Annotated in this window: 12 protein-coding genes and 2 tRNA genes; 8 read left to right on the top strand and 6 right to left on the bottom strand. The window is 51.6% G+C overall.

Annotated features, from left to right (window positions below; genetic code table 11):
* Window positions 1-11 precede the first annotated feature (11 nt).
* From ABD949_RS13025 to ABD949_RS13015, 3 genes are all read left to right on the top strand, one after another.
* The gene (locus ABD949_RS13025) at window positions 12-2393 is read left to right on the top strand and encodes a M1 family metallopeptidase (RefSeq protein ID WP_345244125.1); all 2382 of its coding nucleotides are present in this window, start codon (window positions 12-14) and stop codon (window positions 2391-2393) included.
* Between the two features lie 147 nt (window positions 2394-2540).
* Entirely contained in the window at window positions 2541-5138 is a 2598-nt protein-coding gene (locus ABD949_RS13020; RefSeq protein WP_345244123.1) for a zinc-dependent metalloprotease, read from the top strand.
* Between the two features lie 110 nt (window positions 5139-5248).
* Window positions 5249-5322, top strand: a tRNA-Pro gene (locus ABD949_RS13015).
* Between the two features lie 127 nt (window positions 5323-5449).
* Here ABD949_RS13015 and ABD949_RS13010 read toward each other — a convergent pair.
* Window positions 5450-5522, bottom strand: a tRNA-Met gene (locus ABD949_RS13010).
* Between the two features lie 144 nt (window positions 5523-5666).
* On the opposite strand from ABD949_RS13010, the gene era reads away from it, so the two are divergent.
* The 4 genes from era (at window position 5667) to ABD949_RS12990 (ending at window position 9475) form a co-directional block, all read left to right on the top strand.
* Window positions 5667-6590 (top strand): GTPase Era, encoded by a 924-nt coding sequence (gene era, locus ABD949_RS13005; protein WP_345244121.1) that lies wholly within the window; start codon window positions 5667-5669, stop codon window positions 6588-6590.
* Between the two features lie 92 nt (window positions 6591-6682).
* A complete protein-coding gene (gene der, locus ABD949_RS13000; protein ID WP_345244119.1) occupies window positions 6683-7990 on the top strand; it encodes a ribosome biogenesis GTPase Der in 1308 nt (435 codons plus the stop codon).
* A 45-nt stretch (window positions 7991-8035) separates the two neighbouring features.
* Complete coding sequence (locus tag ABD949_RS12995) at window positions 8036-8965, top strand: DMT family transporter (RefSeq protein ID WP_345244117.1); 930 nt, start codon at window positions 8036-8038, stop codon at window positions 8963-8965.
* A gap of 201 nt (window positions 8966-9166) precedes the next feature.
* Window positions 9167-9475 (top strand): ArsR/SmtB family transcription factor, encoded by a 309-nt coding sequence (locus ABD949_RS12990; RefSeq protein ID WP_345244115.1) that lies wholly within the window; start codon window positions 9167-9169, stop codon window positions 9473-9475.
* A 53-nt stretch (window positions 9476-9528) separates the two neighbouring features.
* Here the strand turns inward: ABD949_RS12990 and ruvB are convergent, their stop codons facing one another.
* Both ruvB and ABD949_RS12980 read right to left on the bottom strand, forming a co-directional pair.
* Window positions 9529-10557 carry a Holliday junction branch migration DNA helicase RuvB gene (gene ruvB / locus ABD949_RS12985; RefSeq protein ID WP_345244113.1) on the bottom strand — a complete coding sequence of 343 codons (1029 nt, stop codon included), beginning with the start codon at window positions 10555-10557 and terminating at the stop codon, window positions 9529-9531.
* 91 nt (window positions 10558-10648) lie between these two features.
* Complete coding sequence (locus ABD949_RS12980; RefSeq protein WP_345244111.1) at window positions 10649-14326, bottom strand: T9SS type B sorting domain-containing protein; 3678 nt, start codon at window positions 14324-14326, stop codon at window positions 10649-10651.
* A gap of 268 nt (window positions 14327-14594) precedes the next feature.
* Between ABD949_RS12980 and ABD949_RS12975 the strand changes: the two genes are divergently transcribed.
* The gene (locus ABD949_RS12975; protein WP_345244109.1) at window positions 14595-15629 is read left to right on the top strand and encodes a PorP/SprF family type IX secretion system membrane protein; all 1035 of its coding nucleotides are present in this window, start codon (window positions 14595-14597) and stop codon (window positions 15627-15629) included.
* Between the two features lie 36 nt (window positions 15630-15665).
* On the opposite strand, the gene ABD949_RS12970 is transcribed toward ABD949_RS12975, so the two are convergent.
* From ABD949_RS12970 to ABD949_RS12960, 3 genes are all read right to left on the bottom strand, one after another.
* Window positions 15666-16928: an aspartate kinase gene (locus ABD949_RS12970; protein ID WP_345244107.1), complete on the bottom strand. Its 1263-nt coding sequence runs from the start codon at window positions 16926-16928 to the stop codon at window positions 15666-15668.
* A gap of 133 nt (window positions 16929-17061) precedes the next feature.
* On the bottom strand, window positions 17062-19002 hold the full coding sequence (dxs, locus tag ABD949_RS12965) for a 1-deoxy-D-xylulose-5-phosphate synthase (protein WP_345244105.1): 1941 nt from the start codon (window positions 19000-19002) through the stop codon (window positions 17062-17064).
* Window positions 19003-19311: 309 nt separating this feature from the next.
* Window positions 19312-20232, bottom strand: a complete 921-nt coding sequence (locus ABD949_RS12960; RefSeq protein WP_345244103.1) for a rhomboid family intramembrane serine protease — start codon at window positions 20230-20232, stop codon at window positions 19312-19314.
* Window position 20233: the final 1 nt, after the last annotated feature.

Below are 20233 nucleotides of genomic sequence, written 5' to 3'. Positions count from 1 at the left end.
ATAACCCAACTATGAGAACAAAACTGCTGGTGATAGGGCTGGCATTGCTGAGTCTGGTCGCGCAGGCCCAGGTTCCCTCCCCTTCCCCTACGTATAACGCCAATGAGCGTTTTGAACAGCTTGGGCCTATGCTGCCTACGCCGAATACCTTCCGGACGGCAGCCGGTGCACCCGGCCGGGACTATTTCCAGAACCGGGCCGACTACGATATTAAAGTAGAACTTGATGACGCCAACCAGCGGATTATCGGCTCCGAGACAGTGACGTACTTCAATAACTCATCGGATGAACTTCGGTATATCTGGCTGCAACTGGACCAGAATCTGTTCAAGAATGATGCAGTAGGCGCTTTGTCCCGCACCGGTAGTGTAAATGAGAACGGTATGTCAATTGGAGCCATTCAGGCCTTGAATACCGGACGTGGTGCTACGCTGGATAAGGAGAAGAAATATGGCTACAACATCACGAAGGTAACGGATAAAGTCGGTAAGGCGCTGCGCTATACAATCAACAACACGATGATGCGCATTGACCTGCCGGCACCCCTGAAGCCGGGTCAGAACTATGCGTTTAATATTGACTGGAGTTACTACGTTACGGAGTACTACGGCCGCTCGGGCTATGAGTTTTTTGCAAAAGATGGTAACTATAACTACTTCATTGCCCACTGGTTCCCGCGTCTGGCGGCTTATGACGATGTCAGCGGCTGGCAGAACAAGCAATTTCTGGGTGGCAGTGAATTTACACTGATCTTCGGTAACTACCGCGTAGCTATTACCGTGCCCAACGATCACGTAGTAGCGGCAACCGGTGAGTGCCAGAACTACAAGCAGGTACTGACCGCTACCCAGCAGAAGCGCATGGATCAGGCCAGCCGGTCTAAGACGCCAGTGGTGATTGTGACGCAGGCGGAAGCCGAAGCCGCCGAGAAAGGCAAGCCGACGGGCAAAAAGACCTGGATCTACAAAGCCGACAACGTACGGGATTTTGCCTTTGCCAGCAGCCGCAAGTTTATCTGGGATGCCATGCAGACAGATGTGTATGGCAACGGCCGCAAGATCTGGAGTATGTCTTACTACCCGAAAGAAGGGAATCCGCTGTGGGGGCAGTACTCAACCCGCGCCGTTGAGCATACCCTGCGTTCCTATGGTAATCGCACGTTTGAATATCCGTATCCCGTAGCCATCTCGTGTCATTCGGTACCGGGTGGCGGTATGGAGTACCCAATGATCAGCTTCAACGGAGGCCGTCCGGAGCCGGATGGTACCTATTCCGAGCAGGTCAAGGCGGGTATGATTGGCGTAATCATCCACGAAGTAGGGCATAACTTCTTCCCCATGATTGTCAACTCCGATGAGCGGCAGTGGACCTGGATGGATGAGGGATTGAATACGTTCTGCCAGTACCTGGCCGAGAAAGAGTGGGATTACAACTTCCCAACCCGCCGGGGTGAGCCGCAGCAGATCGTCGACTATATGAAAGCCGATAAATCAATGCTGGTCCCAATTATGACCTCGGGCGAAAACGTCATCCTGCTCGGGCCAAACGCGTATGCCAAGCCGGCAACCGCCTTGAATATCCTGCGGGAGACAGTAATGGGCCGGGAACTGTTCGACTACGCCTTTAAAGAGTACGCTCGTCGTTGGGCTTTTAAAACACCAACACCGGCGGACTTTTTCCGGACGATGGAAGATGCCTCCGGGGTGGACCTGGACTGGTTCTGGAAAGGCTGGTTCTATGGCGTCGAACCCGTCGATCAGGATCTGCTCGAAGTCAAATGGTTCCAGCTCAACAGCCGCAACCCCGAAGTGGTCAAAGCCGAAGCCCGGGCCGAAGCCCAGCGCCGGGCCAACACCATCAGCAAGCAGCGCGATGCAGCCACCCGCAACCAGACCGTAGTGGCGCAGGACTCCACCATGCGTGACTTCTACAACCGCTACGATCCCTATGCCGTCACCGATGCGGATCGTAAGCAGTACCAGGATTACCTCAACACCCTGACGGCTGAGGAGCGCAAGCTGCTGGAGAGCAAGAACAACTTCTACACGCTGACGGTGAAGAACAAGGGCGGTCTGGTGATGCCGGTGATTGTGCGCATGGAGTTCGAGGATGGCACCGACTCAGTGGCGCGTTTTCCGGCGGAGATCTGGCGCTTCAACAATCAGCAGCTGCAGAAGGTGATCGCCACCGACAAGAAGGTGGTGCAGTGGACGCTGGACCCCTACTCAGAGATTGCTGACATCGAGACGGAGAACAACAGCTTCCCACGGAAGGCAGAGCCCAGCCGGTTGCAGTTGTTCAAGCAGCAGCGTCAGGGTCGACCGCAGAACCCCATGCAGCAGCAGCGTCAGAGCAGTGCCCCCCCGGCTACCCAGGGTAGTGGTCGAAATTAAGCACGATAAAACGAAGCATGAAAACCGGTTCGCAGCCGGTTTTCTTTGTTTTTACCCCTTTAGCTTATGGAATATGTTGCAGTTGTAGTATCTTTCAGAGATAAATAGCTTTCGTTTTCACAATTCACCATCACTTCACAAATTTTTATGCAAACCTTTACACCGCGAATAGCAGGTCTGCTAAGCGGTATGCTTATGATGGGCTATCTGGTTCAGGCTCAGGAAGTACCTACCCGTACCGAAGAACCAGCATCAACAACTGCCCCTGCCTCCCGATCTGCCACTATGGCACTGGCAAAAAGTGGTCCTAAACCGTACAAAGACGTTATCACCAAAAACGCCCGGTCTACCAAAGGTCTTTTCACGGTCCATAAAGTCGACGACAAATACTATTTTGAGATTCCGGATTCACTGATGAACCGGGAGTTCATGGCCATTACGCGTATTGCCAAAGCGCCTACGGGTGCCGGCTACGGTGGAGAACTGGCTAACCGTCAGGTGCTGCGCTGGGAAAAAGGACCGGAGAAGAAGCTGTTTCTGCGTGTAGTGCTATACCAGAATGTTGGTTCAGACACCCTTCAGCCTATTTACCAGGCGGTTCGGAACTCCAACGTGGAACCGATTGCGGCCGCCTTTGACCTGAAAGCGATTCGCAAGGATACCTCCGTGGTTATTGACGTAACCGACTTTTTTAAATCCGAGAATCAGATCGTCTCCCTGGACCCTCAGACGAAATCCCGCTACCGGCTGGCGGCACCCTCGGCAGATCGCTCATACATTCAGCGTATCGGTTCGTATCCCATCAACACAGAGGTTCGGGTGGTAAAGACGTATGCAGCCGCGGCAACACCGGCTCTGTCTGCCGCTCCCTCCCCTGCTCCTGCGTCCACGCTACCAGCCGGCAGTGCTGCCGGCGCTGTGACCATGGAGATCAATACATCCATGATTCTGCTTCCGAAAGTACCGATGCGCAAGCGGTTGTTTGATAACCGGGTTGGGTTTTTTGCCAACGGCTATACCGTGTACGATGATAACTCTCAGAAAACCGAGCGCGAAACGTTTGTGGTGCGCTGGCGACTGGAGCCGAAGAGTGCAGCCGATGCCGAGCGGCAAAAGCGCGGTCAGGCTATTGAGCCGAAGAAGCCGATTGTATACTACATTGACCCGGCTACACCCATAAAATGGCGGAAATACCTGAAGCAGGGCGTAGACGACTGGCAGGAAGCCTTTGAGAAGGCAGGCTGGAAGAACGCTATTATGGCTAAAGACTGGGATAGCAAAGACACCACCATGAGCCTGGAAGATGCCCGTTACTCCGTTATCCGCTACTTTGCTTCTGATATTGAGAATGCCTATGGGCCTAACGTACACGATCCGCGTACCGGCGAAATTATCGAGAGCCATATCGGCTGGTATCATAACGTAATGAACCTGCTCCGCAAGTGGTATATGGTGCAGGGTGCCGCCGTGGATGCCCGCGCCCGTAAGCCCAAATTCGACGATGAGCTGATGGGCCAACTGGTACGGTTTGTATCTTCTCACGAGGTGGGCCACACCCTGGGGCTGCGTCATAACTTTGGGGCCAGTCACGCAACACCGGTGGAGAAACTGCGCGACAAAAACTATATTAAGCAGTACGGTCATACGGTTTCCATTATGGATTATGCCCGCTTTAACTATGTAGCCCAGCCGGAAGATGGTATCACGGATCTGTTTCCCCGCATAAGCGTTTACGACAAATGGGCCATTGAATGGGGCTATAAGCCGATCTACGGCACCAAAACCGTTCAGGAGGATAAGCTGGAGCTAAACCGCTGGACAAAGCAGCATGAGCAGGACCCGAAATACTGGTTCGGCACCGAAATCAACCCGTTCGACCCGCGTTCGCAGAGCGAAGACATTGGGGATAATGCCATGGTGGCCAGCGAGTACGGTATCAAAAACCTGAAGCGCATTATGCCTAACCTGCCCGAATGGACTCGTGAGGAAGCCGAAAACTACGACAACCTGAAGACAATGTACGGCGAAGTGGTTGGCCAGTTCCGCCGGTATGTTGGCCATGTGACCAAATATGTCGGTGGTGTGTATGAAACCCCTAAGACATACGATCAGTCAGGTGCCGTGTACGAGGCTACACCGGGTACACTGCAAAAAGACGCCGTGGCCTTCATCAACCGCAACCTGTTTGAAACGCCTACCTGGCTGCTCGACAACAACGTGATGAGCCGCATCCGGCCGGACCAGGGCGTAGATTACATTCGGACGTTCCAGGAAAATACCTTGAACAGTATGCTGGACATCAGCCGCCTGAGCCGGGTTATTGAGACCAACACCCGTCCGGGTGGAACATATTCGCTGGATGATCTCTTCACCGACATTCGTACCGGCATCTGGAGCGAATTGAGCGCCAAAAAGCCGATTGATACCTACCGTCGGAACCTGCAGAAAGTCCATGCCGAGAAACTGATCGCTATGCTCGATCCGAAGACGCCTACCGCCACGGTCGGTGGTTTTTCGGCTCCTGGTTTTAGTTTTAATGCCGGGCCTTCCATAGATGCGCGCAAGTCGGATATCGTTTCCGTCACGCGGGCGCACCTGTTGCAGTTGCAGAGTGATATTCGGCTGGCCCTGCCGGGCACGACCGATAAGATGAGTCGCTACCACCTGGACGACGTGCTGGTGCGGATTAACCGGGCTTTAGATCCCTCGCGGATTCCGTCTGAAATAGCCGTTAAGAACGACTAACGATACCTAAAAGAGAGCAGGGAACAACGTGGCTACAGGAAAATAACGCCGAAAGCAACGGAGTTCCTTGCTCCTTTTTTATAATTCCCTTATTTTTGCCATTGTTAATTCGGGATGTAGCGCAGTCCGGTAGCGTGCTTGCATGGGGTGCAAGAGGTCGTGGGTTCGAATCCCGCCTTCCCGACGAACAAACAGAAGCCTGGTGATGTATCATCAGGCTTTTTTGTTGGGATAATGGGATAAGTGAATAAGCGCATAGGGGCAAAAAGAAAAAGCCTGATTAACTATTAGCTAATCAGGCTTTTCTTTAGTAGCGGGAGCTGGACTCGAACCAGCGACCTTTGGGTTATGAGCCCAACGAGCTACCAACTGCTCCATCCCGCGGTGTATGGGTGCAAAAGTAGTAGTCTTTTGTGATAAAATCAACTACCTTTGTAAAAAAATAACACCCCTCCCTGCAAAATAGTTTTGTCTGGAGGGGAGTTTTTTTCTGTGGCCGGCGTTAGTTGGCCTGATTATCATTTCTTTATGGACATCACAAACGAGAACTACAGCCCGGATCATAAAGCTGGTTTTGTCAGTATTATTGGTAAACCTAACGTAGGTAAGTCGACGCTGATGAATCAACTGGTGGGCGAACGGCTGTCGATCATCACCTCCAAGGCCCAGACAACCCGTCACCGGATCATGGGCATCCTGAATGGCGTTCACAACGGACAGGAGTTCCAGCTAATTTATTCCGATACACCCGGTATTATCAAACCGCAGTACAGGCTCCACGAGTCGATGATGAGTTTTGTACGGGGCTCTTTGGAAGATGCAGACATTATTCTTTTTGTCACCGATATTTTTGAGAAGCACGACCAGAATGACGTCATAGATCGGCTCCAGCACAGTCAAACACCCGTGCTGCTGCTCATTAATAAGATTGATCTGGCCACACCCGAACAGGTAGCCGAGAAAAAGCTGTACTGGGAGCAGAATTTTAAGGCAGAAGACATTATCCCAATATCGGCCATCGGCGCGGCTAATCTCGACCAGGTGTTCGACGCCATTGTTACCCGGTTGCCGGTGCATCCCCCATTTTTCCCCAAGGATGAGATGACCGATAAGCCGGAGCGTTTCTTTGCGTCGGAAATAATCCGGGAGAAGATCTTCCTGAACTATAAAAAGGAAATTCCTTACAGCACAGAGGTGGTGGTGACAGGCTTTAAGGATAAGGAAGACATCATTGTGATCCAGGCCGAGATCCTGGTAGAGCGGGCAACACAGCGGGCGATTCTGTTGGGTGAGGGCGGCAATATGATCAAAAAGACGGGTATTATGGCCCGCGAAGAGTTGGAACGCTTCTTCGGAAAAAAAGTGTTCCTTGAACAGTTCGTAAAAATAGAACCTGACTGGCGCAATAAGGAACGATCCCTCCGGCGCTTCGGGTATGATCAAAGTGAGTAGTGCGCAGCAAGCAGTTTGCAGCTGGCAGAAAAGAGCAGCTATGCTTCTCAAATGTGCCTACTGTACACTGCCTACTGCCGACTTAAAAGAATATGGCAAATATTGTAGCAATTGTGGGCCGGCCGAATGTGGGCAAATCCACGCTGTTTAACCGACTGATTGAGCAGCGGCAGGCTATTATGGATAACCAGAGCGGTGTCACCCGCGACCGGCATTACGGCCATGCCGAGTGGACCGATAAGTATTTTACCGTCATTGATACCGGCGGCTATGTCGTCGGCTCCGAAGATATTTTTGAAGATGCCATTCGCGAGCAGGTGGAACTGGCTATTGAAGAGGCCTCGGTGCTGCTGTTTATGGTGGATACCATGACAGGCCTGACCAGCCTGGATCAGGACTTTGCCGATGTCCTGCGCCGGTCGAAGAAGCCGGTGCTGGTGGTTGCCAATAAGGCGGAGACGATAGGCCGCCAGCAGGCAGCCGCTGAATTCTACGAGCTGGGCCTAGGCGAGATCTATTCGGTGTCGGCGCAGACGGGTACCGGAACGGGTGAGCTGCTGGACGAAGTGGTGAAACACTTTAAAGACACGGGCATTGAAGATCCGGAAGCAGGTATTCCCCGCGTAGCCATTCTGGGCCGGCCGAATGCCGGTAAATCCTCATTTCTGAACGTGCTGCTGGGCCGTGAGCGGAGTATTGTTACCGATATAGCGGGTACCACCCGTGATGCGATCAACACCCGGTACAAAGCATTTGGTAAAGATTTTATCCTGACTGATACCGCCGGTATTCGCCGGAAGGCCAGGATCAAAGATAACATTGAGTTCTACTCCATTCTGCGCTCACTACGGGCGATGGAAGAGTCGGATGTGTGTGTGGTGATGCTGGATGCTACCCGTGGTCTGGAATCGCAGGACATGAACATTATTGGTCAGGCAGTGCGGGCTAAAAAAGGCGTAGTCATCATGGTGAACAAATGGGACGCCATTGAAAAAGATACCAAAACCGCTGATGTTTGGCGTAAGGAGATTCACGGGCGAATGGCGCCGATCGATTACCTGCCCATTATCTTTGCCTCGGTTCACGAAAAACAGCGGATTTTCCAGGTGATGGAAAAGGTAACGGAAGTTTACGAGAATAAAACCAAGAAGATAGCTACGTCGAAGTTGAACGAGACGATGTTGCCGCTGATCGAAGCTTATCCACCACCGGCGCATCGGGGCAAATACATCAAGATCAAGTATACCATGCAGTTGCCCACACCATCGCCGACATTTATCTTCTTTACGAATCATCCGCAATACCTTAAAGAGCCCTATGAACGCTTTCTGGAGAATAAACTACGGGAGAACTTTGGCTTTGAGGGTGTGCCGATAACGGTTTTCTTCCGACAAAAATAAAGTAGCAGAACCCTCCCCCACCGGAGGGTTTTGTTTTTCAACCGTATGCTTAACGCTGAAACAGCAACTCACAGCCGGGTTAGGGTTCGCTACCTGATGGGTGCCTTTATGGTCTTTGTGTCTGCTTTTTGCTTTGCCATGAAAGGCATTCTGATCAAATTGGCTTACCAGTACCCGATCGATGCCATTTCCCTGCTGTCGTTGCGACTGCTGTTTGCCCTACCCTTTTATGTAGGTATCGCCTACGCTGCGTCGAAACGGTTGCCGCCGACTAACCTTACACGTAGGCAGTGGCTGTCGCTGGTAATGTTGGGCATAATCGGGTACTACCTGGCCAGTTATTTCAACTTCCTAGGACTGGTGTATATTACAGCCGGCCTGGAGCGCATTTTGCTGTTTGTCTATCCCACCTTTGTGCTGCTGATGAACGCCGTGCTGTACCGCCGGTCGGTGTCAAGACTGCAATGGGGGGCGTTGTTTCTGACCTACGCGGGTATTCTGCTGGCTTTTCTGGAAAATATAGAAACCGGCGAACAGCGTGATCTAATTCTCGGATCATTTTGGGTGATTGTAAGCGGCATCGTATACGCAGTATATCTGGTAGGCAGCGATTCTATGATTGCGCGAGTGGGGGCACAGCGTTATACCTGTTACGCACTGATTGCTGCTACAGTACCTACAGTTATCCACAATTTTATCCACAATGGCTTCCACCTGGGGATATTTCCCGCTCCTGTATATGGATTAGCGGTAACTATGGCCATTGGCGTTACCGTTATACCAACGTTTTTGATCGCGGAAGGTATTAAACGGGTTGGGTCGGGTAATGCTTCCATCATCGCCAGCATAGGACCCATTTTCACCCTGGTGCTCGCAACAACCATCTTGGGCGAGAGAATCTCTTGGCTCCAGGTGGTGGGTACATTACTGGTGCTGGCCGGCGTTTTTCTCATTAGCTGGCGAGGCAAACGATAAATTTATCCTATAGACCTCATCTATTTACTATTCTTTCAAACAATGGTTATATGCCTCGGTTAATAATTAAAAGGTTCACATTTTATTATAGGATAAAAAAAGAGGCCTTACGATAAATTCACACTGACATTCAACCATCTATTTATCTGTTAGTTCCAGAATTTAGTTAACTTTTCACGGCACACCCAACAGTAGGTTATTATGGCAACAGAAAAAGTGTTAGACGACGAAAAAAAGATTGAGCGAGCTGCGTATGTGTTGAAAGCCGTAGCTCATCCGTTGCGCATTAAGATTATCCAGATGCTGAACGAGAATAAGGAACTGAACGTCTCGACGATTTACAAGAATCTGAACGCCGAGCAGTCTCTGATTTCTCACCACCTGATCAACATGAGGGACAAGGGCATTCTGGAGATACGAAGGAGTGGGAAGAATATTTATTACTTTTTGGTCGACAACGCTGTATCCGAGATTATTGAGTGTATTTACCGAAGCAAGATTCTGAGCTAGAGCAAAAAAGGCAACCCACAACAGGTTGCCTTTTTTGCTACTAACTTGATAGACTAACCGAATAATTCACCAGTTCGGTACGTCGGTATAACACCGAGGTGATGATACGCCTTTTCGGTGGCCTCACGCCCCCTTGACGTACGCTTTAAATACCCCTCCTGAATCAGAAACGGCTCGTATACCTCTTCAATCGTTTCTGCCTCTTCGCCACAAGCCGTGGCAATCGTAGAGATCCCTACCGGCCCGCCTTTAAACTTCTCGATAATGGTCGACAAAATGCGGTTATCCATATCGTCCAGCCCGTTCTGGTCTACGTCGAGTGCCGTCAGTGCCATTTCAGCAATGTCGACGTTGATGTAGCCATCGCCTTTCACCTGCGCAAAGTCACGGGTCCGGCGCAGCAGGTTATTGGCGATCCGCGGGGTACCCCGGCTCCGGCGGGCAATCTCATAGGCTCCCTCCTCATCAATGGGAGTGGCCAGGATGGCGGCCGAGCGCTGCACAATAGAGGTCAGCAGTTTGGCATCGTAATACTCTAGCCGGCAACTGATACCAAACCGGGCCCGCAGCGGAGACGTCAGCATACCCGCCCGCGTGGTGGCCCCAATGAGTGTAAACGGATTGAGTTTGATCTGCACGGTCCGGGCGTTGGGGCCGGAGTCGAGCATAATGTCAATCTTGTAATCCTCCATGGCCGAGTACAAGTACTCTTCCACGACTGGGTTAAGCCGGTGAATCTCGTCAATGAACAAAACGTCGTTCGGTTGAAGGTTGGTCAGCAAACCCGCCAGATCGCTGGGTTTGTCGAGCACCGGCCCGGAAGTCATCTTGATGTTGGCGTTCAATTCATTGGCAATAATATGCGACAGGGTGGTTTTACCCAGACCAGGAGGGCCGTGCAGCAGCACATGGTCGAGGGCTTCGGCCCGCTGCTTGGCTGCTTTTACAAACACTTCCAGGTTGTCGAGCACCTTTTTCTGACCCGTAAAATCATCGAACGAAAGCGGCCGCAAAGCCCGTTCGATTTCACGGTCGGTGGCTGTCATCCCATCTGTGGTTCCTTTCATGAAGTCTTTCCGCATGTGTTTATCTGTTCGTCTTTTTCCAGTCCGGTAAAAGTAAATTTTGACCGTCTGTTTTGGGTAAATTTACGAAAAAAACGGCAAAATAGCACTACCGGATCAGCAGAACAGACCCCCGTTTTACCTCCTTCGGACGCTCCGGAAAATACTGGCTTTTGAAGGATATGACGTACGCGTACAGCATCGATGGATACAATGCGCCCCGGTACGTACCATCCCATCGCTTCTCCGGATCATCGCTGTGGAAGATCACTTCACCCCATCGGTTAAAGATCTTCAGGTCAAAGTCAGTGATGTAGGCGGTAAATACCGAAAAGGCATCGTTCACGCCGTCGCCGTTTGGCGTAAATGCTTCCGGCGTCACTACCCGCGGGTCACACAGATCCAGGACCTGAGCGGCATCGGTGGCCGTGCATCCATCCGGATTGGTTACCTGAAGCTGATAGGTTCCTACCTGCCTGACGGTTACCGTGCGGCTGCTATCCTGCAATTGAGGCCAATAGAACCGCAATCCGGCTGCACCACCTGCTGTGAGTTGGGCTACCCCGTTGTCGGGTACGCATAGATTTGCTTCTTTCGTCAGCGAAAACTCCGGCTGAGGCTTATTGGTAACCTGCACCGTGCTGCGACCTACACAACCTGTGATGGTATTGCGAACCACAATGGAATAAGAACCCGGAGCATTTACAACAACCGACCGCCCGTTGGCGCCGGTACTCCACTGGTACGTATTACCCGCCTGACCACCGCCGTCGATCGGAATCAGCACGGCCGTATCCCCTACGCAGATCCGGCGATCAGGACCAAGGCTGGCAAACCCGGTACTATCAAGGCCTACCCGGATGTTATTGGCGGTGGCCTTGCAGCCACCCACATCGGTAACTTCCACGCTATAGATACCCGGCAGTGCTCCGGAAAGTATTGGGTTCTGACTAATCTGATTACCGCCGGCATCAAGCCAGATGTACGTGGATGGTGTACTCCCGGTAATCGTCAGCGCTATCGAACCGCTATTTGGCTGACTACATAGGGCCGCCGTTGGCTGGGAGGCCACCCGGAGTTGATTGACCGGTGAGTTTAATGTGAACGACGTATCAACTGAGCAGGCGTTCTCATTGGTAGCGTTTACACGATACCCTCCTTCTGCTAGATCAGTCTGTCGGTTGGTTGTGCTCGGCAACGCAGCTCCGCTAGCCTGGCTCCAGACGTAGGTATACGACCCTGCGGGTGTTGGCTGTACCTCAATAGACCCATCGACCGCCGTACAGGTAGTTGGGCCTTTCAGCGTAGCCGCCAGAACAGGTTTCGGTAACTGCCGCAGGTTAATGGTATCACTATTTTCGCAACCCAGATTGTTCTGTGCTTTCACAAAATAGGTACCTGGCTGGGTCACCGGATTGTCGCGCTGGGTAGTGCCATTGCTCCACTGGAACTTGGTCCAGGTTTGCTGGGGCACTGTCAGGTTGTAGGATGTTCCCTGGCAAAACGTTGTATCGGGGCCCAAATCCAGCGAAGGCGGACGTCTGAGCACAACCTGAATGGTATCGGTCTCGAAACACTCTCCGTTGGCGGCAACAATCACATACTGCCCCGTTCGGGTAGCGGTAAGTTGCTTTGTTCGCCCGATGACCCGCCTGTTAAATATCCAGTAATACGCTGCTGCCTGCACTTTGGCGTCCAGTGTCACACTAATCCGACAGGAGTCAATATCTGGTCCCAGTTCTATTTTTGGAGGAGGATCAACAATGGTGACTGTGTCGCGGATCAGCGTATCTTTACAGATGCCGCCGGTCGCTTTCTCGGTCACAATCCGCAGACTGATTGGGTAAACCCCCGCTTTTTGATAGGTATGCGTTTTGGGCTGAGCCGAGGTAAAGGACAACGGAGCGCTGCCGTCGCCAAACGTTAGGGTGTATGTTTCCTTCAGCTTTGGACAGTTAGGCCCGATTTCAAAGGTGGTTGGGGAGCCGGCGCAGGTATCGGCGTAGGATATTCCCGGACCGCTGGATTGGTCGTTAAAGTTCGCCACCAGGTTGGGCAGGCCCAGTTGACTGGTTTTGCCGCCGAGGCTCTGCCCGCGTGGATTAAAGCGCAGGCTGTCCAGTAAACTTCCACCATCAGGGTTCTCGATAACCCCCAGGGTATTGCTGCCTTTTATAGCCACGTAAATCTTGCCGTCCGGGGCGATCTGCAGCGCTCCGTACTGTCGGGTCGACGAGCTGTCAATAACAACCCTGGACTCAGCAAAACTGGCCGAATCGGTTTGGGTCAGGTCATAGCTCAGCAGGTACGACATATTGTTATTAGCCGAGTCCCCAAGCATGGACACGTAGAGCTTCGTACCATCCGGCGAAAATTCAACTCCGTACGCCTTGGGCGGGGCTGGCCCCAATGGAATTGTTCGATTAAAGGTGAGGGTTCCCGTGGAGTCGTTGAAAGTAAACAAGTCAATCGAGTTGGTTGGTGGGCCCGGTATAACCACCGCCATGGGACGGTCACCGTTGCCACTGGTGTCGGCCGGGCCAATCTTCATATAGCCTTCCCCGCGAATGGGTGTATCATGAGCCTGCCCCAGGTCGTAAATTTTCTCTTCTTTGGTATCGCTTTCGGTCAGGTGGTACACCCGGAAGCGGTTGGTGCCGTAGTCGTGCGTAATGACCCAATAGGTGCTGTCACGCTCATTTTTAACGGAAGCCGAGCGTTCGGTACTTTGCTCTACCAGCGGAATGTTTTTCTCGACAACAGCCCCTTTGCCGTTGTTGTAGCGCATATCTACAATGCTGTAGGTCAATTGCTGTGTACCGTTGATTTCGGCCGTGGTGTAGACGTAATACAGGTACTCGCAACCCCGACAGGTCGGCTTCGGCACAATCAGGGCCGATTGGGTTGATAACTGGTTTCCGCCCAGCCTGGTAGTATCATTTTGTACCAGTTGGGGTTTACCATTCAGGTCGAAAACCACCGAAGGCATGCGGTCGCCGTTCTTGTCGAAAATGGTAAGTCCGTCGGAGTAGAACAGCAGTTCGCCTTTGGTATTAGCGATGGATGAAGACCCTTCTATGGTATTTAGTTTGGCGTCTTCAATCGGCGTAGCTCCCCCGCTACCAAAGTCAAGACCAGCATTGCCACCAAAGTACCATTTAACTCCCTGTGCCTGTTTCTGCTCGCCACAGACGTCTACATTAATACGGTCCTGCGTAGTACAGCCGGTTTCCGGGTCGCGTACTTCGACCGAGTAACAGCCTGAGCTATCCACCTTAAGCACCTGCGTGGTATCGCCTTTCGGATACCACAGGTATTGATACTGAGATGCTGTGCGATTTGGATAAGGGTTCAGATCAATCGTTTCTCCCTGGCAAATCGTGGTATCCGGACGCCATCCCTGAAAGGGCGGGGGTGGAACGCCGATGTTAACTCTGATAGGAATCGGTAGAGATGAAGCTGTAGTATCACGTTTTAGATAGATCGTGTATATGCCAGGTTGTGTATAGATTTGTTTGGCAATACTGCCGTTTACAAATCTACTCTGCCCGCCGGCGGGATCTTCAAAGGCCCATTGAATCCTCGCTCCGTTCCGTGTTGTATCAGAAAATGTCAGCGAGTCTGTTTTACACTCCTCATCAACCGGTATACAAAACTTACCACGAACAGTAACTCCGCCGGGAAGCGGGTCCAGCACCTGAGCCTGAACGGCAGTAGTCCATCCACCAATCAGCACAAGTGCCAGTAATAAGCCAAAAATCTGTTTATGTAGTATAGTGAAGTACATGTAATTTACCGTTAGCCATCCTGTTCAAACTCTCCCCCAGGCATAACAGATGAAGGGGCCTTTACGTTAATGTAAACGAAAACGGTTTCGTAAAATTTTATACAGGAATCGTTGTACTATTGACTGCACAAGTAAGCAAAATTTACGCTGCTCCAGGGGTCATTGAATAAACTCTTTTCCGGATTGGCAGCCTGTATACTTTTTTATCAGTAATATCGTATTCTTTGAGAAGAACGGTGGCAAACTTTTTGCACTAACTCCCCCACCTATGGGTAAGAAATCTATTCTAATCGGTATGACGCTCCTGCTGGGGCATCTGGCTCAGGCGCAGGACCCCCAGTTTACGCAATTTTTTGCGGCTCCTTTATACCTGAATCCCGCGTTTGCGGGCTCAGCGCTGGCTCCCAGAGTGACAGTAAATTACCGCAACCAGTGGCCCGCTATTACCAACTACGTCACTTCGGCGGTTGGTGTTGACCACTATATGCCGCGCTTCAACAGCGGAATTGGGCTGCTGCTCGTCAATGATAACCAGGGGCAGGGCCGCATCCGGTCGACTGACATTGGCTTACAATACTCGTACCAGTTTCAGGTGGGTGAAGAGTCGTTTGTCCGGCTGGGCCTGCAGGGGTCGTATGTAAACCGGAATATCAACTACTTTGGATTAACATTCGGCGATCAGCTCTCGAGTAACGGCTTCACAGGAAACCCGAGCAGCGATCCGATTCTGGCCGGTGGACAACCTAACAACAACTACCTCGACTTTTCAACGGGTGGTTTATACTACTCCGACTGGTTCTGGATGGGCATTTCGGCGCACCACATCAACCGGCCTAATCAGGGTTTTTTTGTGGGTGACAACAGCCGCCTGCCCATGAAAGGAAGCTTTCATGCTGGTCTGCGCATACCGCTCGACGGCTTTACCGGCACCGCCGATGAATGGGATCGGGAGATCAGTTTCTCGCCAGCTGTTCTTTACAAATTTCAAGGCAAATATGACCAGTTGGACGCCGGTGCCTACCTGACTTATTCGCCCATCACGGTGGGACTCTGGTACCGGGGGTTACCCATTAAGAAGTACGCCCAGAACATCAATAACCACGATGCGCTGGCGGTGCTGGTCGGCTACCGCGCCGATCATTTTTCTATCGGTTACAGCTACGATGCTACGGTATCTACGCTGGGCTTTGCCAGTGGGGGCTCCCACGAAATATCGCTGTCATATACCTTCGACCGGCTTGAGATCGGCAAGAAGAACCGCGTCCGTCGCAAAGACAAAAAAATTCCGTGCCCGAAGTTCTAACCTACCCATTGGCTAAGGCCCATAGGTTACGATACGTTACCCCCGATCTTTCACCACAAGCTGTACCGTATAGCGGCTTTTCTGCTCCAGCAAGAGTTTCTTATTGACACATACCCGGTCAATGGTGCTTTGGTTATAGTAACGGATGGTAATGAGTTCCAGACCGTCGTTGTAGGTAACCCGAAAATCCTGCTTCAGTTGGTTCAGCAGCGCCGGTATCTTGTCGGGGTTGCTGTCAACGACTACGGAGAAACTGATGGCGGTATTTTGCATGAGGTTGATCTTCACCCCGGCTTCAGCAAAGCGGCTGAATATACGGCTCAGGTTCTGTTCGGCAATAAACGAGAAGTCGTAGGGGTGCAGAGAAATCAGCATTTGGTTAATCTTGAAGATAAAGGAGGAGATTTCGAGATGATGCTCGTTATTGCAGATTTCGGTACCGGGCTTCTCAGGCTGCAGAAACGATCGCACATACAGCGTGATGTCTTTGTTTTGTAAGGGCTTAATGGTCTTCGGATGGATAACGGTAGCACCGTAATAAGCCAGTTCAATGGCATCCTGATAGGTCAGTTTCTCCAGCAGTACCGTTTCATCAAACCACTTGGGATCAGCATTTAAAACGCCCGGTACGTCTTTCCAGATCGTAACGCTTTCGGCATTCAGGCAGTAAGCAAAGATGGCCGCTGTGTAGTCGGAGCCTTCGCGACCAAGCGTTGTGGTCAATCCATCCGGTGTCTGACCAATAAATCCCTGGGTAACGATAACTCCCTCGACCGGCTGCGCCATCTGCTGAATGTGCCGGCAGGTAATGTCCCAGTCTACCTTCCCTTCGCGGTAGGTATCGTCGGTGCGGATTAGTTGCCGGGCGTCAGCCCAGTGCGTCTGAATACCAAGACTGTTGAGGTAAGCGGCTACTATTTGCGTGGAGATTACCTCTCCCATGGATACAATCTGGTCGTATACGCAGTCGTAGGAGCCGTCGGGCGTTTGGCGGAGATACGCTTCCAATTTGGTAAACGTATCAAAAACGCCGGCAAAGGCGGGGTCCGGAACGTTATCGGTCAGCTCGTTGATGATAGCCTCGTGGTATGCCCGAACGGCCTGCCAGCGGCTCTGGGTTTCTTCCGGCTGATGTTGGTAACAAGCCCGGACGACATCCTCCAGCGCATTGGTTGTTTTACCCATGGCCGACACTACAACCACCAGATCGCCGTTAGCCTGCGTGTGTACAATTTCGGCCAGATTCCGTACACCGTCGGCGTTCCTGACCGAGGCTCCGCCAAATTTATAGACTTTCATTTGTTGCTATTAACTACAATTGAATAGAACGCAAATGACGCGAATTAGGCGGATTTACAAAGATGAACACCTGTGTAGATCCACTTAATCCGCGTCACTGGTCCGCAGTCACACCGCGTTCCGTATTAAATTTTTATGCAATTACAGCCTGGCGACGTCCGGTAAAGATCAACTCCCGAACGGCTCTGGCAATACCATCTGGATCAAAACCACATTCGCGGTGCAATTCAATTTGCTCACCATGCTCTACAATGGCATCCGGAATACCAAGCCGCTTAACCCGTGCCAAGTAACCATGCTCGGCCATAAACTCCAGCACAGCACTACCAAAGCCACCCATCAGGCAACCGTCCTCTACAGTTAGTACTTTGTCGAAACGCTGGAAGACGGCGTGCAGCAGTTCTTCGTCAAGCGGCTTTACAAATCGCATATCGAAGTGAGCCGGGTGGAGACCTTCTTTGCGGAGTTGGGCGGAAGCCTGTACGGCATAATTGCCAATGTGTCCGATGGTCAGGATAGCTACGTCTTCGCCGTCCTGGATCATCCGGCCTTTACCAACCGGAATGGATTCCAGCGGTGTTCGCCAGTTGGGCATAACGCCTTCGCCCCGAGGGTAACGGATCGTAAACGCATTGTTGCCGGACTGAATTTCTTCTGATTGCGCCGTAAACATCAGGTTACGTAGCTCCTGCTCGTTCATCGGAGCCGACACAATCATATTGGGAATGCAGCGCATGTAAGCGATGTCGTAAGCACCGTGGTGTGTGGGGCCATCGGCACCGGCAAAGCCGGCCCGGTCGAGACAGAAAATGACCGGCAGCTCCTGAATACACACATCGTGAACTACCTGGTCGTAGGCCCGCTGCATAAAGGTGGAGTAGATATTGCAGAACACTACCTCACCCTGCGTAGCCATACCGGCCGAGAAGGTTACGGCATGCTGCTCGGCAATGCCCACGTCGAACGCCCGCTCGGGATACGCCTTCATCAGAATATTCATGGATGATCCCGAGGGCATGGCCGGCGTTACGCCCACCACGCGGGGGTTACGCTCAACCAGTTCCACCAGCGTATAGCCGAATACATCCTGGTACTTCGGCGGCTGGGGGGCTTCATATACTTTCTTGGTGATCTCACCGGTCACTTTGTCGAACAGACCGGGCGCGTGCCATTTGGTCTGATCTTTTTCGGCAGGCCCATAGCCTTTACCTTTTACGGTCAGGCAGTGCAGCAGCTTTGGACCAGGAATGTCCTTCAGGTCTTCCAGCACGCTGGTTAGGTGGTCAATATCATGACCATCAATCGGACCAAAGTAGCGCAGATTCAGCGATTCGAACAGGTTACTCTGGTGCAGTAGCGTCGCCTTAAGGCCGGTTTCGATTTTAGACACAATTTCCTGGGCACTCTTGCCGAACATACTCATTTTGCCCAGCAGGTTCCAGACTTCGTCTTTTACCTTGTTGTAGGTATGAGACGTAGTAATATCAGTCAGGTACTCACGCAGGGCCCCTACGTTCGGATCAATCGACATGCAGTTGTCGTTGAGCACAATCAGGAGGTTGCTATTGGTGGCTCCGGCATGGTTCATACCCTCAAACGCAAGACCGGCCGTCATGGCCCCATCGCCAATAACCGCAATATGGTGGCGGTTGGGCAGATTCTGAAGCTGCGAAGCTACGGCCATACCCAGCGCAGCTGAGATAGAGGTAGAGGAGTGTCCAACACCAAAGCTGTCGTATTCACTTTCTTTGCGCTTTGGAAAGCCGGAAAGGCCTTTATAAAAACGATTCGTATGAAAGCTGTCGCGACGTCCGGTCAGAATTTTGTGCCCGTATGCCTGGTGCCCTACATCCCAGACCAGTTGGTCATCGGGCGTGTTGAAGACGTAATGTAAAGCTACCGACAGCTCGACCACGCCCAGGCTGGCTCCGAAATGTCCGCCATAGACTGATACATTATCAATAATAAATTGACGGAGTTCGTCGCAAACTTGTAGTAATCGATCTTTGCTGAGTTTCCTAAGATCTTCAGGGGTGTCGATGGTGGCTAACAGTTTGCCGGGGGTGATTAGCATAGGGGTAACAGCAGAAGTACCTGTTTTGCAACAACAAACGGATAAAGTGTAATGTTTTACCGCGCCTGGCATAGCTTGTCCGAGGCATTGAAACAGAACAGCGAAAATACGGCAATTTTTGAACAAATCTAATACCAGACCCGGTATAAACGCCAAATAGCTATTCTAAATAGAATACAGTATAAATAGACAAATCGTTCTGTTAAGACTGGCTGGTTGGCAGACAGGGAGAATTACGGGATTTAATCTTAACAAAAACCCCAGCTCAGACTTTCTTGAGCTGGGGTTTTTGTAGCATGATAGAGGCCGTTAATTACGCTGACTGGCGCGGAAAAGCTTTTGTTTTTCTTCGCGGGAAAGACTCTCATAGCCGGATCGGGAAATTTTGTCCAGAATTGCGTCAATTTCGTCCTGGTCAGGCATCGATATCGATGACGGGCCCGTTGCGGCATAACTACTGCTGGTATGAGCATTGGCGCTACTCCGCTGGCGGTACGAAACTTTTACGGCTGGTTTCTTCCGGAACAAACCCTGCCAGCCGTCGGCTAACCAGTAAATAGGTCGGCCCAGGTCGGTTCCGTTCTGTAGCAGCTTGATAAACGCAAAGCCCATAAACGCTCCGCCCAGGTGAGCCAGGTTTCCACCTGCATTTGGCCCGATGGATTGGGCGAAAGAAAGAACAATAAAGAAAAAGACGATGTACTTAATCCGGACCGGACCAAAAAACAGCAGATGGAAAGTATAATTCGGCAGCAGTGTAGCCGCTCCGACTGCTACTGAAAAGGCTGCCGCCGATGCCCCCAGCATCTGGGAGCCAGCCACAAGATTCTGGTAATAAGGAACCAGATTATAAATGGCCATATACACTACTCCGCCAGCCAATCCTCCCAATACATACAGACCGACCAGCCGCCGGCTACCCAGGTACTCATCAATGAGCCGGCCGAACCAGTACAGGTACAACATATTGAATAAGATGTGAAATATCTCTTCATGGGTAAAGAAATAGGTCACCGCCGTCCACGGTTTCCGGATAAACGAGTCGATCGAAGCAGGCATAGCCAGTTGCTCCCGGATAAGGCCATACAAACCATCGGTTTGTGCCATAGCCAGGATCACCTTCAATAGCAGCAGCACCAGAAATATCACCGTGTTAATCAAAATAAGCTGAACCAACGTATTGTTGGGCTTATTGAACTCGGATCGAAAGTCATCGAACAGCCCGCTCATC

This window comes from Nibrella saemangeumensis (assembly GCF_039541915.1).
Taxonomy (GTDB): Bacteria; Bacteroidota; Bacteroidia; order Cytophagales; family Spirosomataceae; genus Nibrella; species Nibrella saemangeumensis.
This window is presented reverse-complemented; position numbering and strand designations above follow the sequence as displayed.

Coding starts and splice junctions, on each gene's coding strand:
- ABD949_RS12980 (WP_345244111.1), bottom strand. CDS start 14,326: ATGTACTTCACTATACTACATAAACAGATTTTTGGCTTATTACTGGCA.
- ABD949_RS12970 (WP_345244107.1), bottom strand. CDS start 16,928: ATGAAAGTCTATAAATTTGGCGGAGCCTCGGTCAGGAACGCCGACGGT.
- ruvB (WP_345244113.1), bottom strand. CDS start 10,557: ATGCGGAAAGACTTCATGAAAGGAACCACAGATGGGATGACAGCCACC.
- ABD949_RS12995 (WP_345244117.1), top strand. CDS start 8,036: ATGCTTAACGCTGAAACAGCAACTCACAGCCGGGTTAGGGTTCGCTAC.
- ABD949_RS12975 (WP_345244109.1), top strand. CDS start 14,595: ATGGGTAAGAAATCTATTCTAATCGGTATGACGCTCCTGCTGGGGCAT.
- ABD949_RS13025 (WP_345244125.1), top strand. CDS start 12: ATGAGAACAAAACTGCTGGTGATAGGGCTGGCATTGCTGAGTCTGGTC.
- ABD949_RS12960 (WP_345244103.1), bottom strand. CDS start 20,232: ATGAGCGGGCTGTTCGATGACTTTCGATCCGAGTTCAATAAGCCCAAC.
- era (WP_345244121.1), top strand. CDS start 5,667: ATGGACATCACAAACGAGAACTACAGCCCGGATCATAAAGCTGGTTTT.
- ABD949_RS13020 (WP_345244123.1), top strand. CDS start 2,541: ATGCAAACCTTTACACCGCGAATAGCAGGTCTGCTAAGCGGTATGCTT.
- dxs (WP_345244105.1), bottom strand. CDS start 19,002: ATGCTAATCACCCCCGGCAAACTGTTAGCCACCATCGACACCCCTGAA.
- der (WP_345244119.1), top strand. CDS start 6,683: ATGGCAAATATTGTAGCAATTGTGGGCCGGCCGAATGTGGGCAAATCC.
- ABD949_RS12990 (WP_345244115.1), top strand. CDS start 9,167: ATGGCAACAGAAAAAGTGTTAGACGACGAAAAAAAGATTGAGCGAGCT.